Origin of the sequence: Histidinibacterium lentulum (assembly GCF_003789055.1) — a bacterium.
GTDB classification, from domain to species: Bacteria; Pseudomonadota; Alphaproteobacteria; order Rhodobacterales; family Rhodobacteraceae; genus Oceanicola; species Oceanicola lentulus.
In genome coordinates, this window is sequence record NZ_ML119083.1 from 409,570 (window position 1) to 427,908 (window position 18,339).

Consider the following 18,339-nt stretch of genomic DNA (forward strand, 5'->3'; position numbering starts at 1 on the left):
CTCCTCAGGCGCCGCTTGATAGCATCCCGGCGGCAGGGGGCCAGCCCCGGCGGTGTCCTCAGATCCGCATCACCACACGCCCGTCGATTGCCCCTGCGCGCATCCGGTCGAAGATCGCGTTGATGTTCTCGAGGCTGTCCCAGGAGAAATGCGAGGCGACCTTGCCCTCGCCGGCAAAGGCCAGGGCCTCGCGCAGATCGTTGCGGGTGCCCACGATGGAGCCGCGCACGGTGATCCGCTTCAGCACGATCTCGAAGATTGGCAGGGGGAAGTCGCCGGGCGGCAGGCCCACGAGCGACATGAAGCCGCCGCGCCGCAGCATCCCCACCGCCTGGGAAAACGCGGCGTTGGACACTGCGGTCACCAGGACACCATGGACACCGCCCATCTGGGTCTGAAGCTCCGCCACCGGGTCCTGGTCAACGGCGTTGATCGTCAGATCCGCGCCGAGTTCGCGGGCGAGCCGCAGCTTGTCGTCGTGGATGTCCACGGCGACGACGTGAAAGCCCATGGCCTTGGCGTATTGCACGGCCATGTGCCCGAGCCCGCCGATGCCCGAAACCGCGACCCAGTCGCCGGGTTTCGCCTCCAGCTCCTTCAGCCCCTTGTAGACCGTGACCCCGGCGCAGAGCACGGGTGCCGCCGGGCCGAACTCCAGCCCGTCGGGCAGGAGGCCCACATAATCGGCGTCGGCGGCGACATATTCGGCATAGCCGCCGTCGACCGTGTAGCCTGTCATCTGCTGGCTCTCGCAGAGCGTCTCCCAGCCGCCCACGCAATGGGGGCATCGGCCGCAGGCGGTGTGCAGCCAGGGCGCGCCGATGCGGTCGCCCTCCTTCAGGTGGGTCACGCCGGGGCCGACCGCCGCGACCTCGCCGACGCCCTCGTGGCCGGGGATGAATGGAGCGGTTGGCTTGACCGGCCAGTCGCCTTCGGCGGCGTGCAGATCGGTGTGGCAGACGCCGGAGGCATGGACCCGCATCAGCACCTGACCCGGGCCGATGGCGGGCACAGGGACCTCGCGGATCTCGAGGGGTGCGCCCAGGGCGGGCACGACGGCGGCCTTCATGGTCTTCGGGATCGACATGGGGGCTCCTTTCGCGGGCTGTCGCGGTGCAGTCTGACCGCCCGCGCGGTGAGCACCTTGACGCGGATCAAGGCGCCTCCGATTGGCTTCCGCGCGGTCCCTGCGTCGGCGGTTGTGGCACTGCTGCCTTTGGGGTAACGGCTGACTCAATTCGAGAGACAGGGGAGCCGTCAATGGCCAAGGATTACATCGTCCGCGACATCGGTCTGGCGGGGTACGGACGCAAGGAACTGGACATCGCGGAGACCGAGATGCCGGGCCTGATGGCGCTTCGCGCTGAATACGGCGAGACGAAGCCCCTGACCGGCGCGCGGATCGTGGGCTCGCTTCACATGACGATCCAGACGGCCGTGCTGATCGAGACGCTGGTGGCGCTGGGCGCGGACGTGCGCTGGGCCTCGTGCAACATCTTCTCCACCCAGGATCACGCGGCGGCGGCCATCGCCGAGGCGGGCGTGCCGGTCTTTGCGATCAAGGGGCAGACGCTGGAGGAGCACTGGGACTATCTCGACAAGTCCTTCATGTTTCCCGAGGGCGCGAACATGATCCTCGACGATGGCGGCGATGCCACGCTCTACGTCCTTCTGGGCGCGCGGGCCGAGGCGGGGGAGGATATCATCCCCGTGCCGCAGTCCGAGGAAGAAGAGGTCATCAAGGCGCAGATCAAGAAGCGCATGGCCGAGAGCCCCGGCTGGTTCACGAAGACCCGCGACGCGATCAAGGGCGTGTCCGAGGAGACCACGACGGGCGTCAACCGGCTTTACCAGCTGGTGCGCGAGGGCCGTCTGCCGTTCCCGGCCATCAACGTGAATGACAGCGTCACGAAGTCGAAGTTCGACAACAAGTACGGCTGCAAGGAATCGCTGGTGGACGGCATCCGCCGCGCCACCGACACGATGATGGCGGGCAAGGTCGCCGTGGTCTGCGGCTACGGCGACGTGGGCAAGGGCTCGGCCGCCTCTCTGCGCGGTGCGGGCGCACGGGTGAAGGTGACGGAGGTCGATCCGATCTGCGCGCTGCAGGCGGCGATGGACGGTTACGAGGTGGTGCTGCTGGAGGATGTGGTCTCGACCGCGGACATCTTCATCACCACCACGGGCAACAAGGACGTCATCCGCATCGACCACATGCGCGCCATGAAGGACATGGCCATCGTCGGCAACATCGGCCATTTCGACAACGAGATCCAGGTCGCCGCGCTGCGCAACCACAAGTGGACGAACATCAAGGAACAGGTGGACATGATCGAGATGCCCTCGGGCAATCGCATCATCCTGCTGTCCGAGGGACGTCTGCTCAACCTCGGCAACGCCACGGGCCACCCGTCCTTCGTGATGTCGGCCTCCTTCACCAACCAGGTGCTGGCGCAGATCGAGCTGTGGACCAAGGGTGACCAGTACCAGAACCAGGTCTACATTCTGCCCAAGCATCTCGACGAGAAGGTCGCGCGTCTGCATCTCGACCGGATCGGCGTGAAGCTGACGCCGCTCGATCCCGAGCAGGCGGCCTACATCGGCGTGAGCCCGGACGGACCGTTCAAGCCCGAGCACTACCGCTACTGACACGGCCAGCGCCTGCCCTTTCGGCCCGGTCGAGCGTGCCTGAACGGCCCGCCTGACCGGGCGATCCCTCTGGTTTCCCGGGCCGAACCCCGGCGCAACCGCTTCCGGGGCGGGGCGGCGTGATCCTGCCGAGGCGTCGCTCCCCCTGCGGAACAAAAGCCGCCGATACCTTCTTCTTCTCGCAGAATGCACCTCCACGGAGAGAGAGAAGATGATGATCAGGACACTCATGCTGTCGGTCGCCACGAGCGCGCTGACCCTGTCGCCGGCCCTGGCGCAGGATGGCCAGACATCCGGCGAGACCGGCGAGAGTGAAAGCGTGACCGTGCCGCTCGATACCGAGGCCACGGTGACGATCACCGAAGAGATACAGGTGCCCATCGAGGGCGAGGTGACCATCGACGTCAACGTGACCGAGGTCGAGGCCGATCCGGCCGCCGGGTCCGAGGGCGAGGAGTCGGCCCAGGCCGAAGGCGACCAGGCCGACAGTGACGAGATGGACCAGGCCGAGGGCGACCAGGCCGAAGGCGATGCGACCGCCGGAGCCGAGGGTGAGACCGGAGCCGAAGGCACCAGCGGCGAGCAATCCGCCGATCAGGGCCTCTCGGTCGCGGACGATCAGGAGCAGTCGGCCGAGGATGGGGACGACCAGCAGGGTCTGTCCGTCGCCGAGGACGAGGGTGATGCCACCACGTCCGGTCAGGGCGAAGACGGCGGTATGGCCGAAGGCGATACGGAGACCGAAGGTGGCGCGTCGGGCACCGGCATGGCCGAGGGTGACACCGAAGCATCCGAAGAAAGCGGTGACGTGGCTGCCGAGGGAGACGCCTCCGGCGAGGGTCTCTCGGTCGAGGAAGAGGACGGCACGGGAGTCGCCGAGGGTGACGACCAGTCCACGCAAGGCGGCAGCGAGCCGGTCGAGGGTGAGTTCGTCAGCGACGAGCAACTCGAAGAGGGTGCAGGCACCGCCGCCACCGACGAGGCGCAGACCGGCGCCGAGGCGGAACAGGACGGCATGTCCGCCGAGACGGAACAGGATGGCATGTCCGCCGAGGCGGAGTCCGGTCCCGACTACGGCCCCTTCGCCGACATGACGGTGGACGACATCCTGTCCATGCCCGTCGAATCCACAGACGAGCGGCGCGTGGGCGACATCGACTACCTGATCCGTCGCGAGGGCCGCATCGAGGTGGTGATCGGCGTCGGCGGCTTCCTTGGGCTGAACGAGTACACCGTGGCGCTGCCGCTGGAGGAGTTCGAACTCGTGGACGACGGCGACCGGCTCTTCATCTCGTATACCGAGGATGAGCTGACCTCGATGCCCGAGATCGACGAGAGCGGGCTCGAGAGCCTCGACGGGGATCTCCGGATCGCGGACATCGCCGCCCAGGGCTGACGCGCCGGGAAGTCCGGTTGACTGGACAGCACGGCAGCCGGCCGCGGATTCGCTCCGCGGCCGGTTTTCTTTGACCTTTCGTCATCTCTTCCCCTACGATTCGCGCGGACAGGGGCCGCCCCGGGGACAGGGTTGCGGCGGAATGCCGAGGGAGAGAGGTAACGATGGGAAAGAGGGACGATCTGATCGAGCTCTATGCCGGGGATCTGCGGACGAAGTGCGGCATGGACCCCGACATGGACCTGCTGAGAAAGGTGACGATCGGCTGCGGACCGTCGATCTACGACGCGGACGGCTCGACCGTCGCCGCGAGCCAGCCTCATGAGCTTGAGACGGTGAAGACGAACTTCCTCATCAGGAAGCTGGGCCTGAAGGACGGGCCGGAACTCGACGCCGCCATCGCGCAGGTGATCGAGACCTATGGCAAGTCCGAGCGGAACAAGTACCGCGCGGTGGTCTATTACATGCTCACGAAGCATTTCGGGAAAGAAGCTGTCTACGGCTGACCTCTCTCCCGCACGGCCCGGGCGCCCGGGCCGCCGCTCCGGCTCATCGCGTTCACTGGAGTTGACTCCGGTCGAACGCGAGGCGCCTAGAACAGCGTCAGCACCAGCCCGATGAGCCCGCAGCCGACCACGGCATAGCCGCCGTCGATGACCGTCAGTCCGGCGGGCTTTCTCCCGTAGGCGTTGTTGATCGCGATCCACGGCAGGATGAAGAAGGCGCCGATGCCGAGGCCCGACAGGAGCCCGGCGCCGGGCGTCGCAACGCCCGAGGTGGCGAAGATGTGGCGCATGAAGCCGGCCACGACGACCATGGCAATAGCCGAGAGCACGAAAGGCAGGGGACTTCCGCCGGTCTGCGGCTTGCCGTCCGGGCCACGGGGGATGCCGGCGGCCTCCATCCACGGTTTCGACAAGATCATGTAGTGCAGCGCGCCGTATACCCAGGCGACGGCGGCGGCGGCGAGAACGGCGATGATGCCCATGGACTTCCCTCCCCGAGACAGCGGGAGGATGCCGCGTCAACCCGGGTCTGTCTGCCCCATTTCGCAGATGCGCCGCCATTCAGCCTCGCTTACCGGCTGGACCGACAGGCGGGAGTTCTTCACCAGAACCATGTCCGATAGCGCGGGATCGGCCTTGATCGCGTCGAGCGTGACCGGCCGGGCGAGGGGCTTCAGCGCGCGGATGTCGACGCAGTCCCAGCGGTCGTCCTCGGTGGTGCTGTCGGGATGGGCGGCGGCGCTGACCTCGACGAGGCCCACCACGGCGCGCTCGGTCTGGGAATGGTAGAAGAAGCCGCGGTCGCCCACCGCCATCTCGCGCATGAAGTTGCGCGCCTGGTAGTTGCGCACGCCGCTCCATTCCTCGCCGGCCTCGCCCCTTGCGATCTGCTGGTCCCAGGACCAGGCGGAGGGTTCGGACTTGAAGAGCCAGTAGCGCATCATTCCTCCTTCAGCGGGCGGGCGAGCAGGGTCCGCAGGGCCGCGTCGATGTCGATTTCGCCCGCCACGACGGCGGCGACAAGGGTGGTGATCGGCATGTCGATGCCCTCCTCGGCCGCGATGCGGGCCACGGCGCCGGCCGTCTTCACCCCTTCCACCGTCCCGGCGTCCTCCCACCGCTCGCCCGCGCCCCAGGCATGGCCGAAGCGGTAGTTGCGGGACTGGTCGGAGGTGCAGGTGAGCGTGAGATCGCCGAAGCCCGACAGGCCCATGAGCGTGGTCGGATCGGCGCCCCTGTGCGCGGCGAGGCGCTGCATCTCGGCAAAGCCCCGGGTCATCAGCGCGGCGCGGGCTGAGGCGCCGTAGCCCTTGGCGATGGTGGCTCCGGCGGCGATGGCGATGACGTTCTTGAGCGCGCCGCCCAGTTCCGCGCCGATCACGTCGGTGGTGCGGTAGAGCCTGAGGCAGGGCGTGGACAGCAGGTGCTGGAGCCGTTCGGCCTCGGCCCTGTCGCGGCAGGCGAGGGTCAGCGCGGTGGGCAACCCGAGGGCGATGTCGCGGGCGAAGCTGGGGCCGGTCAGGATGGCGGCCGTGCTGCCGGGCAGGGTTGCGGCGATGGTGGCGGCGGGACCGGTGAGGCGTTCGGCGTCGATGCCCTTGGCGCAGGCGACCAGGGCGCGACCCTCGAGCTGCGCGCGGTGGGCGTCGAGGAAACCCGCCAGCGCCTGGGCGGGGATCGCGAGGAGCACGGCCTCGTCCGAGGCAAGCGCCTCGGTTTCGGCGGTCACGGTCACGGCATCGGGCAGGCGGATGCCCGGCAGGCGGCGGGTGTTCTCGCGTGTCTCCTGCATTCCGGCCGCGGCGGCGGGGTCGCGGACCCAGAGCTTTACCGGGCCGCTGGCCGCGAGGGCGGCCGCGAGCGCCGTACCGAAGGCGCCTCCGCCGGCGACGGTGATCATGCCTTGGCTCCCTTCCTGCCCGATCCGAGCAGCGCGGGAGCGCTGTCGTCGAGGGGCCAGCGCGGGCGGGCGGGCAGCTCCAGTCCGTCCGTCTGTCCCAGCTTGAGGCGCTCCGCGCCCGCATAGGCGATCATCGCGGCATTGTCGGTGCAGAGCGCGAGGGGCGGCGCGACGAAGGGCAGCGTCCCCGCCACCTCCTCCAGCGCCGCGCGGATCCTCCGGTTGGCCGCGACGCCGCCCGCCACGGCGAAGGCGGTCACGCCGGGGCAGAGGGCCAGCGCGCGGCGGCTCTTCTCCGCGAGGATATCGGTCACCGCCGCCTGGAACCCGGCGCAGAGATCGCTGCGGTCCCGTTCGGTGATCCCGCCCTTTCCGGCGATGACCGTGTCGCGGGCGCGCAGGAGTGCCGTCTTCAGCCCGGAGAAGCTCATGTCGCAGCCCGCGCGGTCCAGCAGCGGGCGGGGCAGGACGAAGCGCGCGGCGTCGCCCGAGGCCGCAGCGCGCTCCACATTGGGACCGCCGGGCTGGGGCAGGGCAAGGAGGCGGGCGGTCTTGTCGAAGGCCTCGCCCGGCGCATCGTCGATGGTGCCGCCGAGGCGGACGAAACGGTCGGGGCCGTCCACCCGGAGGAACTGGCAATGGCCGCCGGATACCAGCAGCAGGAGATAGGGAAAGGCCACATCATCGGTCAGTCGGGGGGTCAGCGCATGGCCCGCCAGATGGTTCACCCCGATGAGCGGCTTTCCCGTGGCGGCAGAGAGCGCCTTGGCGGTCATCACCCCCGCCAGCACGCCCCCGATGAGGCCGGGGCCTGCGGTCACCGCGATCGCATCGATCTCCGCCAGCGTCACCCCGGCCCCGGCGAGAGCGGCCTCGATGCAGAGGTCGACCTTCTCGGCATGGGCACGGGCGGCGATCTCCGGCACGACGCCGCCGTAGGGCGCGTGCAGATCGCTCTGGCCTTCGACGACCGACGACAGGATGCTGCGCCCGCGCAGGACGGCGGCGGCGGTATCGTCGCAGCTCGATTCGACGCCGAGGACGAGGGGATCAGTCATGGGCCGGGCGGTTGCTCTCGGGACGGCACGGCGTAACATCCGGGAGGGAAGGCGACAATGACCCCGATCCTGCTCGTCACGCGCCCCCTTCCCGAGGCGGAGCGATTCGTCCGGACGGTGATGGCCCGGCTGGCCCGGCGGCCGCAGGTGATCCTGTCGCCGCTCATGGACATCGTGACCCTCGGAGTGGAGACGCCCCCGGACGTGGCCGGGCTGGTGCTGACCTCGGCGCGGGGGGCGGAGGCGGCTGGGCGGCTCGGCCTGCCGCGGGGGCTGTCCGCCTGGTGCGTCGGCGCGCAGACAGAGGCCGCGGCGGAGGCGGCGGGCCTGGTGGCGCTGCCCGGCGGGGGGGATGCGGATGCGCTGGTCAGCCGCGTGCTCGCCGCCCGTCCGAAGGGGCCGCTCCTGCATCTCAGGGGCGCCCATGCCCGGGGCGACGTGGCGGCGCGGCTGAGCGCGGGCGGTGTCGAGACGATTGAGCGGGTGGTCTACGACCAGCGAGCGCGCCCGCCGAGCGACGAAGCTCTGGCGGCGCTGCGGGGGACGGCGCCGGTCATCGCGCCGGTCTTCTCGCCCCGATCGGCGGCATTGCTGGCCGAGGCCGGTCCCGTGCGCGCGCCTCTTGCCGTCGCCGCGATCAGCCCCGCCGCGGCGGAGGCCGCGGCTCCTCTGGGCGCCGCGCGGATCGGGGTTGCGGACCGTCCCGACGGGTCGGCGATGGCGGTGCTGACCTGCCGCCTTCTGGAAGAGACGCCGCAGGCGCACCCGTCGGCTTGAGGCCCGGCGGGGCGCGGGCTAGGGTGACTTCGGTCCGCGCCGGACCGAGGCAAGGAACGAGGTCGCGGACGTGGCGAAGGAAGACGAAGCGCAATCCCCGGAGTCCGGGCGCATTCCCCCAGAGGCGGCGGACATGACGCCCGTGCTCGCGCCGGAGGCCGAGGTCGCCGGCCTTGCCGCGGAAGAGGAGCGCGCCGAGGCCGCCCCGGTGACCGTGCATGACCGGAGAGCTGACGCCGCCGAGGAGCCGATGCGGGACATCGCCGCGCCCGAGCCGCCCCGGACAGAGCCGCCCCGGACCGAGCCTCCGCCGCCGCGGCCGCCCGCGCCCGTGCCGGAAAGACGCAGGGGCGGCGCCGTCGGGTTGATCCTCGGCGGGATCGTCGCCGGCGCCATCGGTTTCGGCGCCGCCTGGTATCTCGAGCGGATGAACGATCCCGGGCTCGACATCACCGGCGAGTTCGAAAGCCGCGACGCGCTGATCGCGGCGCTGGAGGCGGAGCTGGCCGACCTGCGCGCCGCCACCGCCGACGGGCCGGACCTGACCCCGCTCGAGACCGCGACGGAGAGTGCCGCGAGCGAGGCCGCCGCCTCCCGCGCCGCCGTGGAGGAGCTGCGCGGCGACATCGCCGAATCGGTGGGCTCGCTTCAGGACGGCCTCGCCGCGCTCGACACGCGGCTTACGGATCTCGAGCAGCTTCCGCAGGGCGACGGCAGCCTGTCCTCCGCCGCGGTCGAGGCCTACGAGCGCGAGATTGCCGCGCTGCGCGAGGAAACGGCCGAGGCCGTCTCCGGACTCGAGGCGCGGGCCGGCGCGATCGAGACGGGGTTCGACGAGCTGCGGACGACGGTCGAGGCGGCGCTCGCCGATCTCGAGGCCGAAGCCGAGGCGCTGGAGCAGCAGTCGGAGGAGGCCGCCGCGGCGGCCGCCGCCCGCACCGCGCTGGCGGAGATCCAGGGCGCCGTCTCGGGCGGCGCGCCCTATGCCGACGCCCTGTCCGATCTTCAGGCGAGCGGCGCCGTCGAGGTGCCCGAGGTCCTGGCTGCCAATGCCGAGGCCGGTGTGGCCAGCCTGCCCGCCCTGCGCGAGACCTTCCCCGAGGCGGCGCGCGCCGCGCTCGCCACCGTCCGCGCCGGGGAGAGCGGCGGCGGGCTCGGCGGCTTTCTGGAACGCCAGCTCAATGTCCGATCAGTCGAGCCGCGCGAGGGCGATGATCCCGACGCGGTGCTGAGCCGGGCGGGCGCCGCGGTGGACGCTGGCCGCATCGACCACGCGCTGGACGAGCTCGCCGCCCTGCCAGAGGCCGCGGCCGCCGCCCTGTCGGACTGGACTGCCGCGGCCACCGCGCGGGTTGAGGCGCAGGATGCCATCGACCAGCTTACCCAAACGCTCACGACGAACTGAGGCCGCTGCCATGATGCTCTGGACGCTCGTAAAGATCCTGGCCTTCGTCGCCGCCGTGATGGCGCTGACCTGGGGCGCCATCCTGCTGCTGGAGGTCGAGGCGGGCGCCACGATCACCATGGGCGGATACGAGATCACCCTGACCGCCCTGCAGATGGTCATCGCCGCCGTGATCCTCGTTGGTCTGATCTGGCTCCTGTTCAGGCTGGTCGGCCTGACGGTGGCGCTGTTCCGGTTCCTGAACGGCGACGAGACCGCCATCACCCGCTACTTCAACCGCAACCGGGTGAAGCGGGGCTATGACGCGCTGGCGGACGGGATGATGGCGCTGGCGTCCGGCGACGGTCAGCTCGCGATGGTCAAGGCGGAGAGGGCAAACCGCTACCTCGACAGGCCGGAACTGACCAACCTGCTCACCGCCCAGGCGGCGGAGATGGCGGGCGACAAGCGCAAGGCGGAGGCGACCTACAAGGCGCTGCTGACCGACGAGCGGACCCGCTTCGTCGGCGTGCGCGGGCTGATGAAGCAGAAGCTGGAGGCCGGCGAGACCGCGACCGCGCTGAAGCTGGCGGAGCGCGCCTTCGCGCTCAGGCCGAAGAACGCCGAGGTGTCGGACACGCTCCTGCGGCTGCAGGCGGATGACGAGGACTGGTCGGGCGCCCGCAAGACCCTCGGGGCGAAACTCACGAACGGGTCGCTGACGCGCGACGTGCACAAGCGGCGCGACGGGGTGCTGGCGCTCGCGGAGGCGCGTGAGGCCGAGGCGGAAGGCGACGCGGCGCGGGCCCGCGACCGCGCCATCGAGGCGAACCGGCTGTCGCCGGACCTGATCCCGGCGGCCGTGATGGCGGCCCGGGCCCATACCACCCGGGGCGAGATGCGCCCCGCCGCGAAGATCCTGAAGAAGGCCTGGGACGTGCAGCCCCATCCGGAGCTTGCCGCAGCCTTTGCCGAGATCCAGCCGAGCGAGGCGCCCGCCGCCCGGATCAAGCGGTTCCGCGACCTCGTGAAATCGCGGCCCGACCACGAGGAGAGCCGGATGCTCCTGTCGGAGCTTCACATCGCGGCCGAGGATTTTCCCGAGGCCCGGCGCGCGCTGGGCGATCTGGTGGAGACCGATCCGACCGCGCGGGTCCTGACGCTGATGGCCGCCATCGAGCGCGGCGAGGGCAAGGACGACAGCATCGTGCGCGGCTGGCTGACCCGCGCGCTGACCGCGCCGCGCGGCCCGCAGTGGATCTGCGACAGCTGCCACAACATCACCAAGGGCTGGGCCCCGGTCTGCCCGAACTGCAAGGGCTTCGACACGCTGAGCTGGAAGCGCCCGCCCGAGAGCGAGGTGGCGATGCCGCGCGGCACCGAGATGCTGCCGCTCATCGTCGGCGCGGTGGAGGACAAGCGCGCCCAGACCACGGAAGAGGCGCAGACCGTCGATGCCGAGGTGGTTCCGGAGTCGCCCCAAAGGGACGCCGCCGAGGCCCCGAAATAGGGCCTTTCGCCCCTCCATCCCCGGTGCTAAGAGCGCCGCCAGTGCCGGTGTAGCTCAGCTGGTAGAGCACGTCATTCGTAATGATGGGGTCGGGGGTTCGAGTCCCTTCACCGGCACCAAATCCCCATCCGGAAACTCGCTGAAGCGACGGTTGACCCTTCAGTCGAAGGGGAGGGAAAGTCGCAGGTCGCGTCGGGGACCGGGCTCCCGTCGATCGCGTCGGCGGAAGCCTTCCCGCGCGGGCGCGTCAGGACCCCTCCATCTCCACCAGCGCGCCGAACATGTCCGCGGGGTGCAGGAACGCGATGCGTTTGCCGAAGACGTTGAGGCTGGGCGGGGCGAGGACGCGGACGCCGGCGTCCCGGCAGCTGTCGAGCTCCGCGTCGAGGTCACCCGTGGCGAGCGCCAGGTGGTGCAGGCCTCCCCTTGGGTTGCGGGCGAGGAAGGCGGCAACGGGGCTGTCGTCGCTCAGGGGCGACAGCAGCTCGATCCGGGCGTTGCCGAGGTCGAACTGTACCAGCCGGACGCGCTGGATGTCGTTCACGAGGACCGGTCCGGGGGGCACGCCCAGCCGTTCGGTGAACCGGGCGATCGCCGCCTCGAGGTCGGGGACGGCGATGCCGACATGGGACAGGGCGAGATCCATCAGCTGTCCCAGACCGAGGCGGGATCGCGGCGCAGGCGCTCCATGATCTCCTCCGTGTGCTGGCCAAGCGTGGGCGGCGCGCGGCGGATCGCGGGAGGCGTCATGCCCATCGTGAAGGCGGGCGCGACGCTGCGGATCACCCCGGCGAGCGGGTGCTCGATCTCGGCGATCATGCCCAGCGCCGCGGTCTGCTCCTCGTCAAGGGCCGTCTGCACCGAATTGACCGGGCCGCAGGGCACACCGACCTTCCGCAGGCCCGTCACCCAGTCCGCCACGCTGCGCCGGGCCACCACCGCGGCGATGGCGCCGTCGACCAGAGCCCGGTTCGTGACCCGGGCCGAATTCGTGGTCATCCGCTCGTCGGCCGCCCATTCCGGATGGCCCGCCACCTCGGCGAAGCGCGCGAACTGCTGGTCGTTGCCCACCGCAAGGGCCAGCTCCCCATCAGCGGCGGTGAAGGTGCGGTAGGGCACGATGTTGGGATGACCGTTGCCGAACCGGCCCGACGGCTTGCCCGAGGCCAGCGCATTGGCCGCCACGTTGCACAGCAGCGAAATGCCGGTCTGGTAGAGCGAGACCGTCACGCTTTGCCCCAGCCCCGTCGCATGGCGCGCGTTCAGCGCGCCAAGGATCGAGATCGCGGCATAAAGCCCGGTCGCGATGTCCACGATGGCGACGCCGTGCTTCACCGGCTCGGAATCGACAGGGCCGGTGATGCTCATCAGCCCGCTTTCCGCCTGGAGGATGAAGTCGTAGCCCGGCAGGTGCGCCTTGGGCCCTGTCTGCCCGTAGCCGGTGATGGAGCAGCGCACGACGCGCGGCGCATGCTCGCGCAGCCAGTCGTCGCCCAGGCCCCATTTGTCGAGCGTGCCGAGCTTGTAGTTCTCGATCAGGACGTCGCAGGTGCGGATCAGGCTGGCGAGGCTTTCGCGCCCCTCGTCCGAGGAGAGGTCGAGGACGATCCCGCGCTTGTTGCGGTTCACGCCCAGGTAATAGGCCGCCTCGCCGCCCGAATGGGGCGGACCCCAGGTCCGGGTGTCGTCGCCCGAGGGAGGTTCGACCTTCACGACATCGGCGCCCATGTCGCCGAGGATCATCGTGCAGAGTGGTCCGGCGAGGATTCGTGTCAGGTCGAGGACCCGGACGCCTGAAAGCGAAGTCACTGCGATATTCCCCCTGAAGGAACTGGCGATGTCGGGAACCGATCTGTCAGGGACCGGCACGCGCCGCAAGTCCGGCGGGGCCGCGGTGACCGTTGACACGCGGGTCTTCTCGCTCGCCGGCCGCGCAGCATCGGCGTCTCCGGCGGCGCGCGCGGGTCGGCGCGAGCGGTCGGTCCCGTTCGACGAGGTCGACTTCGGCGTGCTCGGCCATGTCCATCTGCCTGGATCGACCTATGTCGCGTGGGTGCCGGCGGGCGCGGTTTTCGCCATCGCCACGAGACGGCCGACCGTGGACGCGGCCCGTGCCTTGCCTGAAACCGCCTGACGCCGCAGCGCAGATCGAAGGACTTCGCCCATGACCCCGATGACCCGCCGCCGGATGCTGAGTCTGATGAGCGGCCTCGCGGCGCTCGGCCTTGCGCCTGCCTCGGCCGAGGATGGAAGCCCGCCCGCGCTCGGCGACCCCGCGCCCTTCGACGCGGAGACGGTCGTGGCGAAGGCGCGCGCCCTGGCTGCCGCCCCCCATGTGCCGCCGCCCGCCGTCAGTCCGGAGTGGCTGAACCTCGATTTCGACGCCTTCCGCGGGATCTGGTTCGACACGCGCAACGCGCTTTTCAGAGACCAGGGCAGTGCGGTCCGGGCGGATTTCTTCGTGGCCGGGCTTTATTCGCGGCAGCGGATCGCGATCAACGCGGTGGAGGGCGGAGAGGCCCGTCCTGTCCTGTTCGACATCGAGGCCTTCGACCGGACCGACCGCTTTCCCGCCCTGCCGCCCGAGGGGACGGGTTTCTCGGGGTTCCGCCTGCGCGGCGAGCTGGAGACCGAGGGGGTTTTCCAGGAATACGCCGTCTTCCAGGGCGCGAGCTATTTCCGCGCGATCGGGCGCGGCCATAACTACGGCATCTCGGCGCGAGGACTGGCGCTGGACACGGGAGAGCCGGGCGGCGAGGAATTCCCCGTCTTCCGCGAGTTCTGGATCGAGGCCGCGCCGCCCGGTGCGCGCACGGTCAGGGTTCACGCGCTGCTGGACAGCCCTTCGGTGGCGGGGGCGTTCCGTTTCGACATCACCAAGGGCGACACCACGGAGATGCTGGTGAGTGCGCGGCTCTTTCCCCGCGTGGACCTCGCGACGGTCGGTATCGCCCCCGGCACGTCGATGTTCCTGTTCAGCGACATCAACCGCCCGGTCTTCGACGACTTCCGCGAGGCCGTGCATGACAGCGACGGCCTGCTGATGATGAACGGGGCGAGCGAAACGCTGTGGCGGCCGCTGAACAACCCGACCTCGCTCCAGATCAGTTCCTTTGCCGACAGCGGCCCGCGCGGTTTCGGCCTGATGCAGCGGGCGCGCGACCTGCGCGACTACAACGATCTCGAGGCGCGGTACGAGACGCGCCCCTCCCTCTGGGTCGAGCCGGAGGGGGACTGGGGGCCGGGCGCGGTCGTCCTCGTGGAGATCCCGACCGATCAGGAGATCAACGACAACATCGTGGCCTTCTGGAGGCCCGCAGAGCCGCTGGAGGCGGGGGGCGAATACCCGCTCGATTATCGCCTGTACTGGTGCAGCACCGCCCCGGCCGAGGGCGCCGTGGCCCGCATCATCGCCACCAGGACCGGCGCCCGCGTCTTCGAGGAAGGGCGGCTATTTGCCATCGACTATGCGCCGCATCCGGCGCTGGGTGACGATCCATCTCGCGTCGAGGTGCGCGTGTCGACAAGCGCCGGGGAAATCTCGAGCGCGATCCTGCACCGCAACCCGGCCACGGGAGGCATGCGTCTCGATCTGACGCTCACGGGGGATGTGCCCGTTGCCGAGCTCCGCGCAGAGCTGTGGCGTGGCGGACAGCGCGCGGCCGAAGTTTGGCTGACCCGCTGGCTGGACGCATGACCGTGGCGCGGCGCCTGCCTCTGCCAAGGGAGGCGGCGGCGCAGCTGGTCCGGTCCTGAACCGGCAGGAAGTTCCGGCGATCCTGCGTGACCCTGGGCGGCACGCCGCCCCAGCCGTGCCCCCGGTCGGTCCGGCGGCCCGCGCGCCCTGACGCGCCGGTTCAGCGCGCGATCAGCACCTCGATGCCGCGGGCCTCGAAGTCCCGCGCGTCGGCATCGGAGATGCCCTCGTCGGTGATGAAGGTCTGGATCAGGTCGAGATCGCCCAGCCGGGTGAAGGACGCCTTGCTGATCTTGGTCGAGTCGGCCACGAGGTAGACATGCTGGGCGGCGCGGATCATCGCTTCCTTCAGCTGCAGATCCGCGAAACCGGGATAGGTCAGCCCCAGCCGCACATCGACGCCCGCCGTGGCGAGAAACAACCGCCCGGCGAGAATGTCGCGGAAGTACTCGACCGACTTGTCGCCCGAGAGCGACAGAGTCGGCGGCTTGAACTGGCCGCCGGGCATGTGCACGGCGAACCCGGGCACGGAGCCCAGGATCATCGCGATGTTGAGCGCATTGGTGATGACGGTCAGGTCCGCGTGGCGGGTCAGCCGGGTCGCGATCTCGGTCGTCGTGGTGCCCGCGTCGAGGATCAGCGTTTCGCCGTCCTTCACGAGGGACGCCGCCAGCGCGCCGATCCGGGCCTTGCGGTCCATTTCGACCCGGTGATGCAGCGCCAGCGAGGCGACCTGCGCGGGCACCGAGTTGAGATAGGCGCCGCCGTGCTCGCGGGTGATGCGCCCGGTGCCCTCCAGCCGTTCGAGGTCCTGCCGGATCGTCGCCTCGGTCACCTCGAAGGCCTGGGCGAGGTCGCGGACGCGGGCCGCGCCCTCTTCCTCGATCCAGTCGAGGATGCGCTGCCGGCGCACGGCCGACAGCATCCCCGGGGCCTCGCCCGCCGCCTTCGGTCTCGTCCGCCGCGCCATTCGCCCTCGCCAACAGGTTCCGGGGCTTTCTGCCTGACCCGGTGAGGTTTGTCAGGCCCTTCTTTCGATTGCTTCCGGTTCCTGGTCTCTCCGGGGGTTTCCGTGGCACTTTCGCTTGCCTGAGCACAGGATTCAGCCTAAACGAAACCAAACACAAGTTTTCAAAAGTAAACTGGGGGAGAGGATGGAACGCATTGTCAACCGGCCCGTCACGCTGGGGGTGGTCATCGGCAGCCGCGCGTTCTTCAGTCCCGCGCCGTGCCGGCAGGCTCGGGAGGACGTGCTCGCGCAGCTCGAAAAGCTGGGGATCCGCGCCGAGATCCTCCCCTACGAGGCCACGCCCAACGGCGCGGTGCAGTCGGTAGAGGACGCGCGGCTCTATGCCGAGCATTTCAGGGCGCGGGCCGACCGGATCGACGGGCTGGTGGTCTGTCTGCCCAACTTCGGCGACGAGATCGCGGTGGCCGAGCTCGTCAGCCGCGCGCGGCTGAACGTGCCGATCCTGCTGCAGGCCTGCCGGGACGAGATCGACAGGGTCGACGTCCAGTCCCGCCGCGATGCCTGGTGCGGAAAGATCTCCATCTCCAACAATTTCTGGCAGTACGGCGTGCCCTTCACCGAAACGACGAACCACACGGTGGATATCGCGTCGGACGAGTTCGCTGCCGATCTGGATCGCTTCGCCCGCGTTTGCCGAACCGTGCGGGGCCTCTCCGGCGCGCGGATCGGGGCCATCGGCGCACGCACCGGCCCGTTCCAGACCATGCGCTATTCGGAAAAGCTGTTGCAGGATTCGGGGATCACCGTGGTCACGGTGGACCTGTCGGAGATGATGCACGCTGCGGGTCAGATCGCCGATGACGCGCCGGAGCTGATGGCGAAGCTGAAGAAGATCGAGGGTTACGGCACCATTGCGGCGCATATCACCCCCGACCAGATCCGCACCCAGGCGAAATGGACCCTCGCCGTGAACCGCTGGATCGACGAAAACGAATGCGACGCCTCGGCGATCCAGTGCTGGCGCTCGCTTCAGGACAATTTCGGCTGCGCCACCTGCGTGACCATGTCCATGATGGGCGAGGAGCTGATGCCCTCGGCCTGCGAGGTGGACGTCATGGGGGCGGTGTCGATGTATGCGCTCACCCTTGCCTCGGGCGCGCCTGCCGCGATCCTCGACTGGAACAACAACTACGGCGACGCCGAGGACATGTGCGTCTGCACCCATTGCGGCAACTATCCCAAGAGCTTCATGGGCCGCACACCGGAGATCGGCGAGCTCGACGTGCTGGGAGAGACCATCGGCCGGGCGAAATGCTTCGGCGCTGTGAAGGGCAAGGTGAAGGCCGGGGAGATGACCTATTTCCGGCTTTCGACCGACGACCGCGCCGGCACGATCAAGAGCTACCTCGGCGAGGGGGAGTTCACCGACGACCCCTTCGGCATGGACGGCGGCATCGCTGTGACCCGGGTGAAGGACCTGCGGCGGCTCATGCGGTTCGTCACCCGGAACGGGTTCGAGCATCATGTCGCGATGGTCCGCGGGCACCATGCCGATGTCCTGTCGGAGGCGGTGACCCAGTATCTCCGCTGGCCGATCTACCACCACGGCGGCGAGCCCGAGCCGCAGATGACCCTGCCGCGGCGGGTCTGAGCCATGACACCGCTCGCAAACGAGGACCCGCGGCTGGACCTGATCCGCGACCGCGCGGCCTGGATGCGCCGCCGCGCCCTGCGGATGGTCAACCGCAGCAAGCTCGGCCATATCGGCGGAGATTTCTCCGCCACGGACATTCTTGCGACGCTCTATTTCGGCGTGCTGCGCTACGACCCTGCGGAGCCGCGCGCCCCTGGCCGGGACCGGTTCGTCATGTCGAAGGGCCATGCCTCGGGGGTGCTCTACACCGCGCTCGCGGCGGCGGGCTACTTTCCCGAGGACTGGCTCGACAGCTACATGGCGCCCGGGTCTCTGCTGAACGGCCATCCGAACCGGATGTACCTGCCGGGGGTGGAGGCCAACACCGGCCCCCTCGGGCACGGTTTTCCCATCGCCGTGGGCATAGCGATCGCGGGACAGCTCTCGGGAGACGGCTACCGGACCTACGTCCTGACCGGCGACGGCGAACAGCAGGAGGGCTCCAACTGGGAGGCCGCGATGACCGCCTCCCACCGGGGCCTTGCGAACCTGACGCTGATCGTGGACCGCAACGGGCTGCAGCAGGGCGACCTGACCGAGGACACCGTGTCGCTGGAACCGCTGGATGCGCGCTACCGCGCCTTCGGCTGGGAGGTGACGGAGGTCGACGGACACGACCCGGCGGAGCTGCTGTCGGTTCTTGGTGCGCCCGTGGGCGCGCGGACCCGTCCGCTCTGCGTCATCGCGCGGACGGTCAAGGGCAAGGGCGTGTCCTTCATGGAGAACAGGGCCAAATGGCACCATGGCGTGCCCAGCGAGGCGGAATACGAGGCGGCCATGGCGGAGCTGGGCGGATGAC

At 69.7% G+C, this 18,339-nt stretch carries 18 protein-coding genes and 1 tRNA gene; 11 read left to right on the plus strand and 8 right to left on the minus strand.

All coding sequences use genetic code 11. The annotated features are described in order from the left end of the window. Positions 1 to 58: 58 nt before the first annotated feature. Positions 59 to 1,087, minus strand: a complete 1,029-nt coding sequence (gene adhP, locus EAT49_RS07835; protein WP_123641737.1) for an alcohol dehydrogenase AdhP — start codon at positions 1,085 to 1,087, stop codon at positions 59 to 61. Between the two features lie 173 nt (positions 1,088 to 1,260). On the opposite strand from adhP, the gene ahcY reads away from it, so the two are divergent. The 3 genes from ahcY (at position 1,261) to EAT49_RS07850 (ending at position 4,551) form a co-directional block, all read left to right on the plus strand. Next, a complete protein-coding gene (gene ahcY / locus EAT49_RS07840; RefSeq protein WP_123641738.1) occupies positions 1,261 to 2,649 on the plus strand; it encodes an adenosylhomocysteinase in 1,389 nt (462 codons plus the stop codon). Positions 2,650 to 2,860: 211 nt separating this feature from the next. Then, positions 2,861 to 4,045 carry a PRC-barrel domain-containing protein gene (locus EAT49_RS07845; RefSeq protein WP_123641739.1) on the plus strand — a complete coding sequence of 395 codons (1,185 nt, stop codon included), beginning with the start codon at positions 2,861 to 2,863 and terminating at the stop codon, positions 4,043 to 4,045. 164 nt (positions 4,046 to 4,209) lie between these two features. After that, on the plus strand, positions 4,210 to 4,551 hold the full coding sequence (locus EAT49_RS07850; protein WP_123641740.1) for a DUF2853 family protein: 342 nt from the start codon (positions 4,210 to 4,212) through the stop codon (positions 4,549 to 4,551). Between the two features lie 86 nt (positions 4,552 to 4,637). Here EAT49_RS07850 and EAT49_RS07855 read toward each other — a convergent pair whose 3' ends face one another. The 4 genes from EAT49_RS07855 to tsaD are packed head-to-tail and all read right to left on the minus strand — an operon-like array spanning position 4,638 to position 7,509. Beyond that, positions 4,638 to 5,033 carry a DUF1761 domain-containing protein gene (locus tag EAT49_RS07855; RefSeq protein ID WP_123641741.1) on the minus strand — a complete coding sequence of 132 codons (396 nt, stop codon included), beginning with the start codon at positions 5,031 to 5,033 and terminating at the stop codon, positions 4,638 to 4,640. A gap of 36 nt (positions 5,034 to 5,069) precedes the next feature. Then, on the minus strand, positions 5,070 to 5,492 hold the full coding sequence (locus tag EAT49_RS07860; protein WP_123641742.1) for an EVE domain-containing protein: 423 nt from the start codon (positions 5,490 to 5,492) through the stop codon (positions 5,070 to 5,072). Then, positions 5,492 to 6,451, minus strand: coding sequence for an NAD(P)H-dependent glycerol-3-phosphate dehydrogenase (locus EAT49_RS07865; RefSeq protein WP_123641743.1), 960 nt, complete (start codon positions 6,449 to 6,451; stop codon positions 5,492 to 5,494). The genes EAT49_RS07860 and EAT49_RS07865 overlap by 1 nt, the downstream gene beginning before the upstream one ends. Next, complete coding sequence (tsaD, locus tag EAT49_RS07870; protein WP_123641744.1) at positions 6,448 to 7,509, minus strand: tRNA (adenosine(37)-N6)-threonylcarbamoyltransferase complex transferase subunit TsaD; 1,062 nt, start codon at positions 7,507 to 7,509, stop codon at positions 6,448 to 6,450. The genes EAT49_RS07865 and tsaD overlap by 4 nt, the downstream gene beginning before the upstream one ends. Positions 7,510 to 7,566: 57 nt before the next feature. On the opposite strand from tsaD, the gene EAT49_RS07875 reads away from it, so the two are divergent. From EAT49_RS07875 to EAT49_RS07890, 4 genes are all read left to right on the plus strand, one after another. Next, positions 7,567 to 8,286, plus strand: coding sequence for a uroporphyrinogen-III synthase (locus EAT49_RS07875; protein ID WP_123641745.1), 720 nt, complete (start codon positions 7,567 to 7,569; stop codon positions 8,284 to 8,286). Between the two features lie 133 nt (positions 8,287 to 8,419). Next, complete coding sequence (locus EAT49_RS07880) at positions 8,420 to 9,691, plus strand: COG4223 family protein (RefSeq protein WP_123641746.1); 1,272 nt, start codon at positions 8,420 to 8,422, stop codon at positions 9,689 to 9,691. Between the two features lie 13 nt (positions 9,692 to 9,704). Continuing rightward, on the plus strand, positions 9,705 to 11,180 hold the full coding sequence (locus tag EAT49_RS07885; RefSeq protein ID WP_123641837.1) for a heme biosynthesis protein HemY: 1,476 nt from the start codon (positions 9,705 to 9,707) through the stop codon (positions 11,178 to 11,180). A gap of 43 nt (positions 11,181 to 11,223) precedes the next feature. After that, positions 11,224 to 11,299: transfer RNA gene (locus EAT49_RS07890), tRNA-Thr, on the plus strand. Positions 11,300 to 11,427: 128 nt separating this feature from the next. On the opposite strand, the gene EAT49_RS07895 is transcribed toward EAT49_RS07890, so the two are convergent. Then, complete coding sequence (locus tag EAT49_RS07895) at positions 11,428 to 11,826, minus strand: VOC family protein (protein ID WP_123641747.1); 399 nt, start codon at positions 11,824 to 11,826, stop codon at positions 11,428 to 11,430. Then, entirely contained in the window at positions 11,826 to 12,989 is a 1,164-nt protein-coding gene (locus EAT49_RS07900) for a CaiB/BaiF CoA transferase family protein (protein WP_123641748.1), read from the minus strand. Before EAT49_RS07900 ends, EAT49_RS07895 begins: the two co-directional genes overlap by 1 nt. A gap of 28 nt (positions 12,990 to 13,017) precedes the next feature. Here EAT49_RS07900 and EAT49_RS07905 point away from each other — a divergent pair, with 28 nt between their 5' ends. Continuing rightward, positions 13,018 to 13,314: a hypothetical protein gene (locus EAT49_RS07905; RefSeq protein WP_123641749.1), complete on the plus strand. Its 297-nt coding sequence runs from the start codon at positions 13,018 to 13,020 to the stop codon at positions 13,312 to 13,314. Positions 13,315 to 13,344: 30 nt separating this feature from the next. Continuing rightward, a complete protein-coding gene (locus tag EAT49_RS07910) occupies positions 13,345 to 14,877 on the plus strand; it encodes an OpgD/OpgG family glucan biosynthesis protein (RefSeq protein ID WP_123641750.1) in 1,533 nt (510 codons plus the stop codon). A 160-nt stretch (positions 14,878 to 15,037) separates the two neighbouring features. Here the strand turns inward: EAT49_RS07910 and EAT49_RS07915 are convergent, their stop codons facing one another. Then, complete coding sequence (locus tag EAT49_RS07915; protein ID WP_221181442.1) at positions 15,038 to 15,847, minus strand: DeoR/GlpR family DNA-binding transcription regulator; 810 nt, start codon at positions 15,845 to 15,847, stop codon at positions 15,038 to 15,040. Between the two features lie 184 nt (positions 15,848 to 16,031). Between EAT49_RS07915 and EAT49_RS07920 the strand changes: the two genes are divergently transcribed. Both EAT49_RS07920 and EAT49_RS07925 read left to right on the plus strand, forming a co-directional pair. Further along, positions 16,032 to 17,498 (plus strand): L-fucose/L-arabinose isomerase family protein, encoded by a 1,467-nt coding sequence (locus tag EAT49_RS07920; protein ID WP_123641751.1) that lies wholly within the window; start codon positions 16,032 to 16,034, stop codon positions 17,496 to 17,498. 3 nt (positions 17,499 to 17,501) lie between these two features. Continuing rightward, positions 17,502 to 18,338 (plus strand): transketolase, encoded by an 837-nt coding sequence (locus tag EAT49_RS07925; RefSeq protein WP_123641752.1) that lies wholly within the window; start codon positions 17,502 to 17,504, stop codon positions 18,336 to 18,338. Position 18,339 lies beyond the last annotated feature (1 nt).